Genomic DNA, 14,887 nt, shown 5'->3' with positions numbered 1-14,887 from the left:
GGCCCGGACGTCTGGCCGGGCCAGATATGTTTCAGTGTTCGGCAAGCCAGGTGTCGTAGAAGCTTGGACGGCCGACGGATTCAAAGGCAATGCCGCGGACATAAGGCGCGCTGGCAAAGACTTGCGGCTCTTCGAAGATCGGGATGACATAGGCCTGGTCGAGCAGATATGCCTGCGCCGCCTTGGAGGCGGCAAAGCGTTGGGCGCTGTCGGTTCCCGACGCAACGCTTTCCAGGAGTCCGTTCAGCTTGGCATCGACGAAGGTCGCCTTGGCGTTGAGACCGCCCTTCTGCAGCAATGCATCGCGGTTGAGCAGGTAGAACTGGCTTTTGATCACATCGGGATCGGCGCGGCCGACTTCGGCAACCACCAGCGGCGTTTTATCGGGATTGACGGTGTCGACGACGACATTGCCCGAGGTGCCGGCCAGCACTTGCAGCTTGACACCGACCTTTGCCCACTGCTGCGCCACGAGCTGCAGCACAGCCTTGTTCTGCGGCTGCGGCAGGGATTCGTAGACGGCCAGCGTTAGTGGCTTGCTGTCCTTCTGGCGAACGCCGTCTCCCCCCTTCGCCCAACCAGCCTCATCGAGAAGTTTTTCCGACAGCGCCGGGTCGTAGGATAGCTTATCGGACAGATCCTCATAGGCCGCGGCGGATGACGAAATCACGGATTTGGCAGCCGGGTAGTTGGCAGAAAACAGGGTCTCGACGATCTCCTTGTTGTTGGTCGCATGCAGAAGCGCCTGGCGCACCCGCACGTCGGCCACCAGCGGGTTCTCCGGTCGCAAGGCAATGCTGTCGTTGACGCCGCGGGTCGGCGCGGCATAGATCGGGAAGCTCTGGTCGCTGACCTTCTTTTCGTCATAGGCTTGCAATTGGCGGATGAAATCCGCTTGCCCTGACAGCAGCGCGCCGATGCGAACGCTGTCTTCGCCGGTAATTATGTATTTGAGGCTATCGAGATAGGCGCGCCCCTGATGCACGAGCTTCTGAGGACCCCAGTTGTAATCGCCGCGTGCCGTCAGCGTCAGATCCTTGCCGATGGTCTCGGCTGCGACCGTGAAGGGGCCGGAACCGATGATTTTCGTGGCGTCGCCGAGTTGCTCGAAGGGCAGGCCTAGCGTCTTCAACGACACCAACCCGGAGCCGATCACAGAGGTCCCCTGCAGGAAGCCGGGCGCCGGTTTCTTGAAGACAAATTTTACCGTTTGCGGATCGATAACTTCGCTGTGGTCATAATTGTTGATGACTTCGGAAACCGGCTGCTTCAGTGCCTTGTTGCCATGTCCAAAAGTATCGAAGTTCCTGGCCACCGCGTCGGCATCGAGCGGCGTGCCGTCGGAGAAGGTCACGCCCTTGCGCAGCTTGAAGACATATTCGGTGGCATCGGTGTTTACAGTCCAGGAATCGGCTATCCACGGCTCGATCTCCAGCGTCTTTGGGTTCTGGTAGGTCAGCTTGTCAGTGATCTGGTTGAGGATGCCGCCGTTCGGGTAGAAGCCGCCGGCCGGCGGATAGAGATTGGTGTGGGCCTGCTGCTCGAGATAGACCAGCGTGCCACCTGGTACCGGTTTCGCGACATCCGCCGTAAAGGCAGTCGATGACAGCAGCGATGCGATGCCGGCGAATGTTGCGGCCATGAAGGTAGTCTTGTTGCGCATGGGAGAGCCCTTGATGTGAATTCCTCTCAAGGGTACGGCATGCGGCTGCAGGCGCAATATTCTCTATTAAATTAGTGTGCTATTTTTGTCGGTATATGCAAAACAACCGACGCGTAAGATCATCTTTCCTTGCAACTTGTCTCCGATCCCATCCGCAGACCCTGTCTCGCGGCTCGTTCGGTATACAACTGCGACATCGGCCAGCACTTGCCCGTGGCATTGTCGCCGTGAATGCGGCACGCGGCCTAGACATCAGTTGGCCTATCCCCACCGCTCGGGATGTCCACTGCCGTCGGCACAGCTATTCTCGAAAAATTATTCCTGTTGAGGCAGCCGAATGAGAGAAATCTGCGTCCCGCATCGGGGTGCCTTCTCTTACGATTGCGATAAGACAATTTTTTCGTCAAATCAAAAACAAGAGGCAGCCCCAGATGATGTCGACGATCAGAGCTACATTCTTGGGAGTTGCAGTCGCCGTCGGCATGGTCGCCGGGTCTGCAGGGGCGGCCCAGCTTTCAGAGATCCGCATCGACTGGGCTACCTACAATCCGGTAAGCCTGCTTCTCAAGAAGGAGGGCTTGCTGGAAAAGGAGTTCAAGAATGACGGCATCAAGATCACCTGGGTGCAGTCGGCCGGATCCAACAAGGCGTTGGAATTCCTTAATGCGAGCTCGATCGATTTCGGCTCGACAGCCGGCGCCGCGGCGCTGATTGCCCGTGTCAACGGCAATCCGGTCAAATCGATATATGTTTTTTCGCGGCCTGAGTGGACGGCTCTAGTCACCCGTGCAGACAGCCCGATCAAGTCTGTAGCCGACCTCAGGGGCAAATCCATCGCAGTCACGCGTGGCACCGATCCACACATATTCCTCGTGCGCGCGCTGGCAGATGCCGGGTTGACAGAAAAGGATGTCAAGCTTGTGCTGCTGCAACATGCCGACGGTAAGCTCGCCCTATTGCGTGGCGATGTTGACGCCTGGGCGGGCCTCGACCCCCTGATGGCATCGGCCGAGGTCGAAGAGGGCGCGAAGCTCTTTTTCCGCAAGCCCGAGAACAATACCTGGGGCGTGCTGAACACCACGGAGACGTTCGCTGCAGAGCATCCAGACATCGTGAAGCGCGTGATTGCGGTATACGAGCGGGCACGCCAAGATGCCCTAAAGCACCCTGAAGCGCTCAAGGCGGCGCTGGTCGAGGCAGCGAAGCTACCGGAAAACGTGATCGACAAGCAACTCGAGCGCACCGACCTCACCAAGCCGACCATCGGTACAGCCCAGAGGGAAACCGTTGTCGCGGCTGGAAAGGCATTACAGAAGGCCGGAGTCATACAGGCAGGGGCGGATGTCGAGAAGGTGGCAGGTGAACTAATCGATACGGACTTTGCCGTCACAGATACTCGGTAGGGTTACGGTTCACTCCATGACGGATGCAGCCGAAGTCAGGCAGACTATCGATAAGCAAGCCGCGAGCGCCCGCAAACGACGGGCGCTCGCGGCTTTTTCCGTGCGCATTGCCAAGGCAATTATCATTCCCGCTGGTCTACTCATTTTCTGGGAAGTGGCTGTCGATCTCGGCTGGATGGGTGGACGGTTGATGCCGCCGCCGTCGATGGTGATGAAGACAATCTGGGCACTGTTGCAGAGTGGCGAGTTGCTGACACATGTGTGGATCACGACGCTTCGCGTCCTGCTGGGATTCTGTATCGGAACCGTGGCTGGCACCATTGCCGGCGCGCTGACGGGCTATTTTCCGCTGGCTCGCCAGTTGCTCGATCCGACCCTGCAGGCGTTAAGGGCCATCCCCTCAGTCGCCTGGGTGCCCTTGTTCATCCTTTGGCTCGGTATCTTCGAGACATCAAAAATCGCGCTGATTGCCGTCGGCGTGTTCTTTCCTGTCTATCTTGGCTTTTCCGGCGCGCTGCAGTCGGTCGATCGCAAGATCGTTGAGGTCGGTCGCATCTTTCGGCTGTCAGGTTTTGCGATGGTCGGGCGCATTTTGCTGCCAGCGGTGTTTCCTGCCTACGTGATTGCATTGCGGGCTGGTCTTGGACTTGGCTGGATGTTCGTTGTCGCCGCAGAGTTCATGGGCGCTTCCGAAGGACTTGGCTACCTGCTCGTCGACGGCCAGCAATTGGGGAAACCGGCGCAGATCATGGCGGCTATTGTCTGTTTTGCAATTATCGGCAAGGCAACCGACAGCTTGCTGGTCTTGGCCACCGCCCCTTTGCTTCGCTGGCAGGACACTTTCAACCGGGGGCAGAGCTGATGTTGTCGTTGCAGGGTCTTTCAAAAACATTCGCCGGCGGCATGCACGCTCTTGAGGGAGTTTCACTGCGGGTGAGACCCGGCGAGATCGTCGCCGTGATCGGCGGCTCCGGCTGCGGCAAGAGCACGCTGCTGCGTCTAGTTAGCGGCCTTGATCACCCAAGCCGTGGCCGTGTGATGCTGGGCGCAGAAACGATTTTGGAACCGCACCCTCGCATCAATCTGATTTTCCAGGAGCCGAGGCTGCTGCCGTGGTTGACGGTGGCGGGCAATGTGGGCTTTGGATTGCCGAAACAAACCGCTATCAACCGGGTTGGCCTTGTAAATGAGGCGCTGGAGAAGGTCGGCCTCTCATCCTATGCGGCGCGGTGGTCGAAGGAGCTTTCGGGTGGTCAAGCGCAACGTGTGGCGATTGCGCGTGCCTTGGTGACCCGCCCAAAAGTCCTGCTTCTCGATGAGCCGTTTTCGGCCTTGGACGCATTTACCCGAATAGATCTGCAAGACCATCTTCTCGATATCTGGGATGATACGCGGCCGACGCTGATCCTCGTTACTCACGACATCGAGGAGGCAGTAGCGTTGGCAGACCGGGTCGTTGTCATGCGCCCACGTCCTGGTCAGATACTCGATGAGGTTGCGATCCAGCTGCCAAGAAAGCGAGACAGGACAGCCCCCGCCTTTGAAGCTAAAAGACGCGAAATCCTGGCGCTTCTGAATATGTCGTTACAATCTGCAGCGTGTCAGATGACCGCAAGTCGATCGTGATCAGTGTGTTACCAGTCGGACATCGCCGACGTCACCGAACCGGGCACGTCGGCAGTTCGGCCACTGACCTGCGACGGCGGGTGCGTGACTTCATACCTTCAAGCAGCTGATAACCGCCGCTCCATCGACCAAAGCCACTGGCCGTGTTGATGTGTCCGGCGTTACCGATATTCTTTATCTCTGCGCCCCAGCAACGGCCGACCAGCGTCAGGCGGTCGAGCGACATGTAGCGGTCGTTGAGGCTGCCAACGACTTTAGTGGGAAAAGGCAATTGCCCCATCGGCATGTCGCCGAAGAGGACTTTCCCGGGGTGAAGAGTGTGGGTCGGCTCTAGATCACAGGGCGCGACGAGCAGCGCGGCCTTGACCTGTCTGGCGGCGCCTCTCCCGGCGAGGTGTGCGGCGAGCAGGCAGCCAAGGCTGTGGGCAACGATATAAGCCTCGCCGACAGCATCGAGCGCCTCTTCCAGACGCAGCATCCAATCACTGAGCCTCGGATTGTTGAAATCATCCTGAACGACGCATAGGCTGTCAGGCTGGTCCCGCAACCAATGCTGCTGCCAGTGTGCCTCATCCGATCCGAATAGCCCCGGCAAGATTAGGACTGCGGTCATGACCTGATTTTCTCCCTCAAGAGGATTCTGGGACGCGAACAATCCCTGGTCCTGCTCGTTGAGCTCCCCTCAGACCAGTCCCGCGACAAATGCGAACAGGAACAGGAATGCGAAGACGACCGCCCCCGTCAGCGCAGCGCGCTAAGCTGCGCCTCAGATCGACCGGCTGAATAAGCTGCAAATGCCAAGTGTATCCAATGACATAGCTCATATATGGGCCTCAATACCACGGTGCAGGGCTGAATCCCCAATAGTACATCTCGTATTCACTGGTCGGGCGCTCGCGCTCGTGCTCTGGAAACACCTCAGGGGTGCGCAATTTCTGCCGCTGTCCACGCTCGAAAAGAGTGGCGAGACGCAGTGTCAAATGTCCAAAAAATTTTGGCTTCATGCTGATCCCCTTCTGTCTATTGAGCATTTGAATGATCCTATCGTCGACGTGGTATCTGCGGCTTGCGGGTGCCAGATACAGCCCGGTCGGCCGCCACATACCAATATTGTCGATAGAGTTAGTAGATTGAAGAAATGAACGCCTAACCTTGAACCTGAGCCCGAAAAATTCGCCTGCGCGCACTGTCTTCGGCGCAACGCTTCCGTATCCGCATCAATTCAAAGAAGCCGCCATTCGACAATTCGGCGCTGCGTCAGCGCCGGTCTATGCCATCGACAAGGACGGCATAACACAAGGTATTCTCGACGGCCTCAACAAGCCGCTTGCGCAGATGGTGACTCCGGCGCATTTCGACTGGAGCGACAGTGTTTCGGGCCTTGAATACGATCTCGACAGAGCCACGGCGCTGATCGCCGCAGCCGGCAAACCCCTAAAATTACACCTGACGACTGGCGCGTTCTTCGACCAACGCGTTGCTGAAGCTATCCTGCAGGAATTGCAGGACCTAGGTTTCGATGCCGATATGGTTCAGGTCGACACCCCGCCTTTCTGCAGCTTATCCAGAAGGGGACGGCAGATGGCCCCACCCTCGCCATCAGCGCGTTCTCCTGCGCATGCCGACGACGCCCTCTCCTCATTGTTCCACCCCGGCAGCAGCTGGACAGTCGCGAAAAGGCCGGAAATCGGCAGCCTGGTCAACAAGGCTGGCTCGTCCTCAGACGACAAGCGCCGCCTCGCCGACTCGCAAAAAAGTCTCGAACTGGATCGCCAAGGGCATCCCCACTGGGCCGCTTTACCAGATGGTGGCAATCTACAGCGCAGCGAGGCCCTTAAATTTCAAACCGACGCCGAACGAAAGCTTCTCGATCAACCGCATGAGTGGCGATGGTTGATTGGATTATAGCGGGCTTGAAGCGCTCGCTAGCCAATGTGTGGAAGGATTATAGTCAATGGAAAATAATTCGAGCTCACGGCTGACCAAGTGTCAGAGATGACCTCCGGCAGCGCAAAAGGAGAAAAAAACTCTACGAAGTACTCTATTAAAAATATATACTAACTATGCATTTGGAAAGCGGCCGATTAGATTCTCGTTCAGTAAAACGAGCAGCCGGAGCCGCCATGTCGCGTTCAATTCGCTTCAATGCCTTTGATATGAACTGCGTCGGACATCAGTCTCCCGGCCTATGGAAACACCCGCGTGATAGGTCCTGGAAATACAAAGACTTAGATTACTGGCAGGACTTGGCTAGAACACTTGAGCGGGGAATCTTCGATGGCATCTTCATTGCCGACGTGATCGGTTATTATGACGTTTATAAGGGTTCGAACTATCACGCCATTGAGCAGGCGGCACAGATTCCAGTCAACGATCCTCTGCAGTTGGCGGCACCCATCGCGCTTGCGACCGAACACCTGGGCATCGGCATCACCGCATCGACATCGTTCGAACATCCCTACACCTTCGCGCGCCGCCTCGCGACGGCCGATCACCACACTAAGGGGCGCATTGGCTGGAACATCGTGACCTCGTATCTTGAAAGCGGTGCGAAGAATATTGGCCAGCTTGGTCTGAAGGGGCATGACAACCGCTATGAAATCGCTGCCGAATATGTTGAGGTCCTATACAAGCTGTTCGAGGGCAGCTGGGAGGAAGGCGCAGTTCAGCGCGATGCGGTTCGCGGCATCTTCACCGACCCCAGCAAAGTGCACGAGATTGGCCACAAAGGCAAATACTTCGATGTCCCGGGCTATCATCTGAGCGAGCCCTCGCCGCAGCGTACGCCCGTCCTGTACCAGGCTGGCGCCTCAGGGCCGGGCAAGGCTTTCGCCGCAGCACACGCGGAATGCGTCTTCCTTGGCGCGCCGACCAAATCATTGCTCAAAGCCTATGTCGCCGAGATCCGCCAGCGGGCTGCCGATGCCGGTCGCGATCCACGCAAGGTACTGATCTACAATCTCTCAACGCTGATTATCGACGAGACGGACGAGAAGGCACGAAAGCGCTTCGAGGAATACCAGGCCCATAGCTCTTATGACGGTTCGCTGGTGTTCATGTCAGGCTGGAGCGGCATCGATTTTGGCCAGTACGCGCCGACCGATGCTTTGAAGAAGGTCGAAACCAATGCGATCGTTTCGATGGTCGAGCATTTCGCTGGCAAGGACAAGGCGTGGACCGTGGAGGAACTCGCCCGCTGGGGCGGCATCGGCGGTGTTGGGCCAGTCTTCGTGGGTTCGCCGTCGACTATCGCCGACATCCTGCAGGAGTGGTCGGAAGAGACCGATGTCGATGGCTACAATCTTGCCTACGCGGTAACGCCCGAAAGCTTCGAGCAGGCCGTCGATCTGCTCGTACCGGAATTGCAGAAGCGCGGGGTCTATCCAACCGCGTACCGGCCGGGAACGTTGCGGGAAAAACTGTTCGGCGAAGGTCCATATCTTGCCAAATCTCATCCCGCAGACGCATATCGCGACATCGAGGCTTTCAAGCGCCGCCAGACTGAACGGGCGGCAACGCAACAGCTTAGAACTGCGGGCTTGTAATGTCGGCGCTTCTGGAACTGCATCACGTCTCACTTTCCTTCAAGGGCGTTACTGCGATCAGCGCCCTTAGCTTCTCGGTGCAGCCGGGGGAAATCTGCGCCCTGATCGGGCCGAACGGCGCAGGTAAAAGTTCGCTGCTAAACGTGATCAACGGAGTCTATCATGCCGATTCAGGCGACGTCGTCTTTGACGGCCTGCGCTTCGAGGCAATCCGGCCGCAAAAGGCCGCGCGTCTCGGCATCGGGCGAACCTTTCAGCATAATGCTCTCTTTCGTAGGCTTTCGGTCCGCGAGAACGTGTTGGCCGGTCTTTCACGGCATGGCAAGGCAAGTTTTGTCGAGAACATCCTACGCATCGGGCGCGATTGGGAGGAGCGGCGGACATTCCTTGCCCGCGCCGAAAGTATACTAGCCTTCCTCGGCCTCGAGCGGCATGCCGAGACCATCGTCTCGACCCTGCCCTACGGCTTGCAGAAGCGGGTCGACCTTGGTCGTGCCCTCGTTGCTGATCCCAAACTTCTTCTCCTCGACGAGCCGATGGCCGGCATGAACCAAGAGGAAAAGCATGAGATGAGCAGGATCATTGCGGAGGTCAACCGGACCTTCGGGACGACCGTCGTGCTGATCGAGCACGATGTCGGCATCGTGCTCGACCTTGCTCATCATGTCGTCGTTCTAGACTACGGCCGCAAGATCGCCGACGGCCTTCCTGCTGAAGTGCGCGCCGATCCAGACGTCATCGCGGCCTATCTCGGCACGGTTCATTGAGGAGAGCGCATGTCCTTTTTCTTTGAAACCTTGGTCACCGGACTGTTTGCGGGGCTAATGTACGCGCTCGTCGCCATCGGTTTCGTGCTGATTTACAAGGCCTCCGGCGTGTTCAATTATGCCCAGGGATCGATGGTGTTCCTCGCCGCCCTTGCCTTTGTCACGCTTGTCGAACATGGGGTAAATTTCTGGATCGCATTCGTGCTGACGGTCGCGCTGATGATAGCTGCGGCTGTCCTGATTGAGGCGACGGTTCTGCGACCCTTGCGCAACCGTGATCCGTTGACGTTGTTCATGGCGACGCTTGGTCTGAGCTTCGTGGTTGACGGCGCCTCGCAGTTCTTTATGGGCACCGACGTCCATATGCTCGACATCGGTGTCGAGGATATCGCCGAGAGTTACGGCGGCATCCTCATCAGCCAGTTTGACATCGTCGCGTCGTTCATCGTCGTTGCATTGGTGGCAGTGCTGGCCTTGGTGTTCAATAAGACCCGCATGGGGATCTCGCTGCGGGCTGTCGCCGACGATACGCTGGCAGCGCAATCGATCGGCATCCGCTTGCCCGCTATTTGGCGGATCGTCTGGAGCGTTGCAGGAATCGTCGCCCTTGTCGCCGGCTTACTTTGGGGCGCACGCCAAGGGGTTCAGTATTCGCTGTCCCTCATTACGCTAAAGGCGCTACCGGTACTTATTATCGGCGGCTTTTCGTCAATCCCGGGAGCTATTGCGGGCGGTCTGATCGTCGGCGCCAGCGAGGCGCTGGCCGACATCTACATAGGCCCGCTAGTCAACGGCAGTGTCTCCTCCTGGTTCGCCTACATTCTCGCCATCGCCTTCCTCCTCGTTCGGCCCTCAGGCTTGTTCGGCGAGCGCGAAATCGAAAGGGTGTGATGATGACCGCATTTCAATATACAAGCCTTCCCACCAGTGGGCGTATTGCGCCCAATGCGCGATACCTCCTGATCGCCGCCGGCCTAGCCGTCGTTTTCGGACTCATACCGGCAATCGCCAATGACTATTGGTTGAGTTCCATCATCATCCCGACGGTCGTCATGGGACTTGCCGGCATCGGCCTCAATCTTCTGCAGGGCTATACAGGGCTGGTGTCGCTTGGCTCTGCCGCCTTCATGGCCATCGGCGCCTTTTCCGCGTACAATTTCATCCTGAGAGTTCCTGGCATGCCGCTGCCAGTCGTCCTCTTGGCCTCGGGGCTCGTTGCTGCACTTGCCGGCGTTGTCTTCGGCCTGCCTGCGTTGCGCATCAAGGGTTTCTATCTTAGCGCTTCAACGCTGGGTGCGCAGTTCCTTTTCGAATGGCTGTTCAGCAACTTCAGCTGGTTCTCCAACGACAGTCAGTCGCTGACTATTTCGGCGCCGCGTCTGACCCTGTTTAACTACGACCTGCAAACGCCGCTGGGCCGTTATTTGCTGGCCACCGGCGTCACGACCCTTTTGGTCGGTCTCGCCCTGCTCATCGTCCGGAGCCGCCTGGGGCGCGAATGGATGGCTATCCGCGACATGGAGACGGCGGCATCGGTGCTCGGGATCAAGGTCGCGCGGCGCAAGCTGCAAGCCTATGCTATCAGTTCCTTCTTTCTTGGCATCACCGGCATTCTCTGGGCATTCGCTTATCTCGGTACGTCGGACGCCCACACCTTCAGTCTCGACAAGTCCTTCCAGATCCTGTTCATCGTCCTGATCGGAGGCGTTGCGACCATCTTCGGCAACTTCCTCGGCGCCGCCTTCATTGTCCTGACGCCGATCCTGCTCGATCGCGTCGTCCTGGCAGCCCACCTGTCCTTCATCGGTGACCAAGGCGCCCTGACAAACCTGCAGCGCATCGTCTTTGGCGTCATCATCATCGTCCTGCTGATCAAGGAGCCGGACGGCCTGACGGCGCTCATTCGCCGCGCGGTCGGCATGTTTAGGGCAAAAAGGTCCGAATGAAGCCTGTTGGCGACAAGCGCAAATGGCGGTCGCCCCGATCAATCATTCTCATCGCTATCCTTCAACCACCGCATCAAGGGGTTACCATGTCTCTTTTTTCTAAGACAATCACGCTCAGCGCCACAGCATTGATCGCTTTATCAACTCTCGGCGCAGCCGCACACGCGGAAGAGGGAAGTGGCCAGCAGCTCTTCCCCCTGTTTTCCTACCGCACCGGGCCCTACGCGCCATCCGGCATTCCGCAGTGGGCCGGCTATCGGGATTATTTCAACTATATTAATGCGAACGGAGGGGTAAACGGCGTCAAGATCTTCGTTCAGGAATGTGAAACGGCGTATACGCTCGAACGCGCATTCGAATGCTACGAGCGCTATAAAAATGGATATGCCGGCGCTCCGGTTGCTGTGCTCTTCACCACATCGAGCGGCTTCGACGCCGCCGTCTCCGACAAGGCCCGCCAAGACAAGCTGCCGATCGTGTCGGTCGCCGGCGGTCGGGGCGATGCCGTCGATGGAAGCGTCTTTCCCTATCAGTTTCCGCTGCTATTCGACTACTGGACCGAGGCTTCAATCGTCGTCGAGCACATCGCCAATACGGTGGGCGGCTATGACAAGCTGAAGGGACTGAAGATTGCCACCCTTTACCACGACTCGGGTTATGGGCGTGAAACCATCCAGCCCATGGCGATCCTCTCCAAGAAATACGGCTTCGAAAATATCCAGATCCCCGTTCCGGACCCAGGCCAACAGCAGCAGGCGCAGTGGCAGCAGATCAAGCGCGCCGGCGTCGATTGGGTTTTCTTCCGAGCCTGGGGCGTGATGTCGCCGGTTGGCCTGAAGACTGCGGCCCGCGTCGGCTTCCCGGCCGACCACATCATAGGCGATATATGGACCGGATCGGAAGAAGACGCGCGTCCCGCCGGACCAGCCGCCAAAAATTATCTGGCGGTCTCCGTGTTCCCGTCTGGGACAGATTTCAAGGTCAGCCAGGAGATTAAGAAGAACATCATCGATGCCGGCAAGGGAGATCTGAGCGACGGCTCGAAGTTCGGTTCGGTCTATTACAATGCCGGCCTGCTGCAGGCGATCCTCTACACCGAGATCCTGCGGACGGGACAAGCCAAGTACGGAAACCGGCCTTTGACTTCAGCCGAAGGGCAGTGGGCCGTTGAACATCTCAACCTGACCGCCGAGCGTATCGAGGAACTCGGTGCCACGGGCCTCATAAGCCCAATCAAGGTGACGCCACAGGATCACGAGGGCAGTCCCGCTGCCAAGATCGTCCAGTGGGACGGCACGAGATGGACGGCAAAAACCGATTGGCTGAAAGGAGATCGACCGCTGTTCAAGGATGCCATCTACGCCAGGGCCGCAGCCTACGCGAAAGAAAAAAGCATCACGCCCCGTCCGTCCGACGCGGTCAACTAACACTAAAAGGATATGTAACATGGCCACACAGGCGGAAGGGTTTCTCGAAGTCAAGGAGATAGAGGCCGTCTACGGGCAGGCCGTTCTCGCCGTGCGGGATGTGTCGCTTTCGGTCGGGGAAGGCAAGATAGTTGCCCTCCTCGGCGCGAACGGCGCCGGTAAGACGACAACCCTGAAGGCAATCTCCAATCTCTTGGGCTCCGAGCGCGGTAAGGTAAGTCGTGGCAGCATCAGTTGGCGCGGCCAATCCGTTAGTACGTCGTCAGCTTCAAGGCTGGTGGGCAAAGGACTCGTTCAGGTTCTGGAGGGTCGCCATTGCTTCCCGCAACTGACAGTCGAAGAGAACATTCTCGCTGGCGGATTCGTCCGAAAACCGTCGCGCCGGGCGTTACTCGACGATCTCGAGCAGATCTATGCTTGGTTCCCGCGTCTTCGCGACAAGCGTCGAACAAAAGCTGGCCTGACCTCGGGCGGCGAGCAGCAGATGGTGGCAATCGGTCGAGCATTGATGACAAAGCCCAGCCTCGTACTGCTGGACGAGCCGTCAATGGGCCTGGCACCGATTATCGTCCAGGAGATATTCGAGATCATCCGGGCGCTGAACAGACAGTCTGGCGTCAGCTTCCTGCTGGCTGAGCAGAATGCCAATCTCGCGCTCAAATACGCCGACTACGGCTACATCTTGGAAAATGGGCGCATCGCCGTTTCGGGGACTGCAGCTGACTTGCGCGCTCGCGAGGATGTTCAGGATTTTTATCTTGGCGGCGCGGCAGCAGTCACAATTAACTGACGGTTCCTTTAGATCCAAAACTGACAAGGACTTCATGATGACCACCCAGATAGATCTTGCATGGGGTGCAGGCCCAACCGAACGCTATGAGGAACTGGCTTCGAGCTTCCGCCCTCTGTTCAACGATATTGCCAAAGGCGCGCTCGACCGCGAGTTGATGCGTACCTTGCCACAGGCCGAGATCGACCGGTTGAAGCAAGCGGGACTGGGCGCACTGCGCATACCGGTCGCCGAAGGCGGAATGGGTGCGAGCTTGCCGGAACTGGCCAACATACTGATCGAGCTTTCCAACGCCGATTCAAACATTACCCAAGCGCTGCGCGGGCATTTCGGATTTGTCGAGGATGTCGTTAACAAGGCGCCCGGCGGGTCTCGCCAGCGCTGGGTCGAACGCATTGTCCGAGGCGAGATAGCTGGCAATGCGTGGACGGAGGTCGGGGCCGCCAAGCAGGATGCCTTCTCGACGCGGGTCTCGCGCAAGGACGGCGGGCTCGTCGTTAACGGCACCAAATACTACACCACCGGATCCATCTTCGCCGACTGGATCGACGTCGGCGCGACAGGGCTGGAGGGAGAGGGCGTCTCGCTACAGGTTCGGCGTAACGATCCCGGCGTCAACGTTGTCGACGACTGGGACGGTTTTGGCCAGAAGCTGACGGCGAGCGGCACGACCGTCTTTACGGACGCGGTTGTCGATCCCGGTGACATTGTCGTCGACGACGACAAGTTCCGCTACGGCGCCGCCTTCTACCAGCTAGTCCATCTTGCCACTCTCGCAGGTATCGGCCGTTCGCTCGCTAACGAGGTGGCGCAGGCTGTAGCGGCGCGCACTCGCCATTATTCGAACAGCGCCGCGCCGCGCTCAAGCCAGGACCCACAGGTCCTGCAGGTAGTCGGTCGCTTGCGGTCCAACGCTTATGCCGCAAGTGCGATTGTGCTGCAGGTTGCCGCCGCCGTGGAGCGGGCCCATAAGGCCCATTTTGCCGGCGATCCAGAGGCCGAGGAGAGGGCCAATGCCATCGCCGAGCTGGAAACCTCGCAGGCCGTCACCGTCACAAGCAATCTCGTTCTCGAAGCCGCAACGATTGCCTTCGACGCGCTTGGGGCGTCCGCCACCCGGATTTCAGCCGGCCTCGACCGCCATTGGCGCAATGCCCGGACGCTGGCATCACATAATCCACGCATTTACAAAGATAGAATCGTTGGCGATTTCGCCGTGAACGGCACGCCGCCGCCTTATCAGTGGCGGATCGGATTGGCCCCGACCTGACCTGGCCAGAAGAAGCTTGAACTATGCAGTGTTCACGCTGACTGACGGATACATACTTGCCAGCCGCCATCGACATTGCACCCGCCACCATGCCGGCAATGGCGGCCACGAGTATATCCGAAGAAGCAGTGGAGGTGGACGCTACACCAACGATCAGGCTCGCCGTCGCGACGATACCGTCATTTGCGCCGAGAACCGCGGCGCGAAGCCAGCCGATGCGAGAGACAAGATGGTTTTCTACGTGCAATCGCTGAATGAGAACAGCCAATTCCGGATTGAGACAATTCAAGATTCAAAAAGACCGCATCCAGAGAGCTTATGAGGTCATAATACAGGAACAGGACGGAAAGAACGAGCTCGTTGCGCAGAATGTCCAGGACCTAGGCGTCTGTGTCCCCGAATAAGCGGCCAAGACCAAGGTCAGCCGAGCGTTAGTCCTCCAATCGGAAA

At 58.3% G+C, this 14,887-nt stretch carries 14 protein-coding genes and 1 pseudogene; 11 read left to right on the top strand and 4 right to left on the bottom strand.

Annotated features, from left to right (window positions below; translation table 11 throughout):
• Window positions 1–31: 31 nt before the first annotated feature.
• Window positions 32–1,663 carry a TIGR04028 family ABC transporter substrate-binding protein gene (locus tag PR018_RS19330; RefSeq protein ID WP_142831680.1) on the bottom strand — a complete coding sequence of 544 codons (1,632 nt, stop codon included), beginning with the start codon at window positions 1,661–1,663 and terminating at the stop codon, window positions 32–34.
• A gap of 434 nt (window positions 1,664–2,097) precedes the next feature.
• Here PR018_RS19330 and PR018_RS19325 point away from each other — a divergent pair, with 434 nt between their 5' ends.
• From PR018_RS19325 to PR018_RS19315, 3 genes are read left to right on the top strand one after another with little or no spacing between them, the layout of a single operon-like run.
• On the top strand, window positions 2,098–3,066 hold the full coding sequence (locus PR018_RS19325) for an aliphatic sulfonate ABC transporter substrate-binding protein (RefSeq protein WP_142831679.1): 969 nt from the start codon (window positions 2,098–2,100) through the stop codon (window positions 3,064–3,066).
• Between the two features lie 16 nt (window positions 3,067–3,082).
• A complete protein-coding gene (locus tag PR018_RS19320; protein ID WP_142831678.1) occupies window positions 3,083–3,928 on the top strand; it encodes an ABC transporter permease in 846 nt (281 codons plus the stop codon).
• Window positions 3,928–4,692 (top strand): ABC transporter ATP-binding protein, encoded by a 765-nt coding sequence (locus tag PR018_RS19315; RefSeq protein WP_142831677.1) that lies wholly within the window; start codon window positions 3,928–3,930, stop codon window positions 4,690–4,692. The genes PR018_RS19320 and PR018_RS19315 overlap by 1 nt, the downstream gene beginning before the upstream one ends.
• A 31-nt stretch (window positions 4,693–4,723) precedes the next feature.
• Here the strand turns inward: PR018_RS19315 and PR018_RS19310 are convergent, their stop codons facing one another.
• Together PR018_RS19310 and PR018_RS19305 are read right to left on the bottom strand one after the other, a co-directional pair.
• Window positions 4,724–5,305: an RBBP9/YdeN family alpha/beta hydrolase gene (locus PR018_RS19310; RefSeq protein WP_142831697.1), complete on the bottom strand. Its 582-nt coding sequence runs from the start codon at window positions 5,303–5,305 to the stop codon at window positions 4,724–4,726.
• A 220-nt stretch (window positions 5,306–5,525) separates the two neighbouring features.
• Window positions 5,526–5,696, bottom strand: coding sequence for a hypothetical protein (locus PR018_RS19305; protein ID WP_153816604.1), 171 nt, complete (start codon window positions 5,694–5,696; stop codon window positions 5,526–5,528).
• 148 nt (window positions 5,697–5,844) lie between these two features.
• Here PR018_RS19305 and PR018_RS19300 point away from each other — a divergent pair, with 148 nt between their 5' ends.
• From PR018_RS19300 to PR018_RS19265, 8 genes are all read left to right on the top strand, one after another.
• The gene (locus tag PR018_RS19300) at window positions 5,845–6,600 is read left to right on the top strand and encodes an ABC transporter substrate-binding protein (RefSeq protein ID WP_244615510.1); all 756 of its coding nucleotides are present in this window, start codon (window positions 5,845–5,847) and stop codon (window positions 6,598–6,600) included.
• A 215-nt stretch (window positions 6,601–6,815) separates the two neighbouring features.
• Window positions 6,816–8,237: an LLM class flavin-dependent oxidoreductase gene (locus tag PR018_RS19295; protein WP_142831696.1), complete on the top strand. Its 1,422-nt coding sequence runs from the start codon at window positions 6,816–6,818 to the stop codon at window positions 8,235–8,237.
• Entirely contained in the window at window positions 8,237–9,004 is a 768-nt protein-coding gene (locus PR018_RS19290) for an ABC transporter ATP-binding protein (protein ID WP_142831675.1), read from the top strand. The genes PR018_RS19295 and PR018_RS19290 overlap by 1 nt, the downstream gene beginning before the upstream one ends.
• Before the next feature lie 9 nt (window positions 9,005–9,013).
• Window positions 9,014–9,895, top strand: a complete 882-nt coding sequence (locus tag PR018_RS19285; protein ID WP_142831674.1) for a branched-chain amino acid ABC transporter permease — start codon at window positions 9,014–9,016, stop codon at window positions 9,893–9,895.
• Between the two features lie 2 nt (window positions 9,896–9,897).
• Entirely contained in the window at window positions 9,898–10,950 is a 1,053-nt protein-coding gene (locus tag PR018_RS19280) for a branched-chain amino acid ABC transporter permease (protein WP_224128293.1), read from the top strand.
• Window positions 10,951–11,036: 86 nt separating this feature from the next.
• On the top strand, window positions 11,037–12,377 hold the full coding sequence (locus PR018_RS19275; RefSeq protein WP_142831672.1) for an ABC transporter substrate-binding protein: 1,341 nt from the start codon (window positions 11,037–11,039) through the stop codon (window positions 12,375–12,377).
• A gap of 19 nt (window positions 12,378–12,396) precedes the next feature.
• Window positions 12,397–13,167: an ABC transporter ATP-binding protein gene (locus PR018_RS19270; protein WP_142831671.1), complete on the top strand. Its 771-nt coding sequence runs from the start codon at window positions 12,397–12,399 to the stop codon at window positions 13,165–13,167.
• 37 nt (window positions 13,168–13,204) lie between these two features.
• On the top strand, window positions 13,205–14,437 hold the full coding sequence (locus tag PR018_RS19265) for an acyl-CoA dehydrogenase family protein (RefSeq protein WP_142831670.1): 1,233 nt from the start codon (window positions 13,205–13,207) through the stop codon (window positions 14,435–14,437).
• 34 nt (window positions 14,438–14,471) lie between these two features.
• Here the strand turns inward: PR018_RS19265 and PR018_RS19260 are convergent.
• Window positions 14,472–14,693, bottom strand: a pseudogene (locus tag PR018_RS19260) (VIT1/CCC1 transporter family protein); the annotation flags it as partial.
• Between the last annotated feature and the right edge of the window lie 194 nt (window positions 14,694–14,887).

It is taken from the genome of Rhizobium rhododendri (assembly GCF_007000325.2).
GTDB classification, from domain to species: Bacteria; Pseudomonadota; Alphaproteobacteria; order Rhizobiales; family Rhizobiaceae; genus Rhizobium; species Rhizobium rhododendri.
Note: the sequence above shows the minus strand (reverse complement) of the source record. Positions and strands in the feature narration are given on the sequence as shown.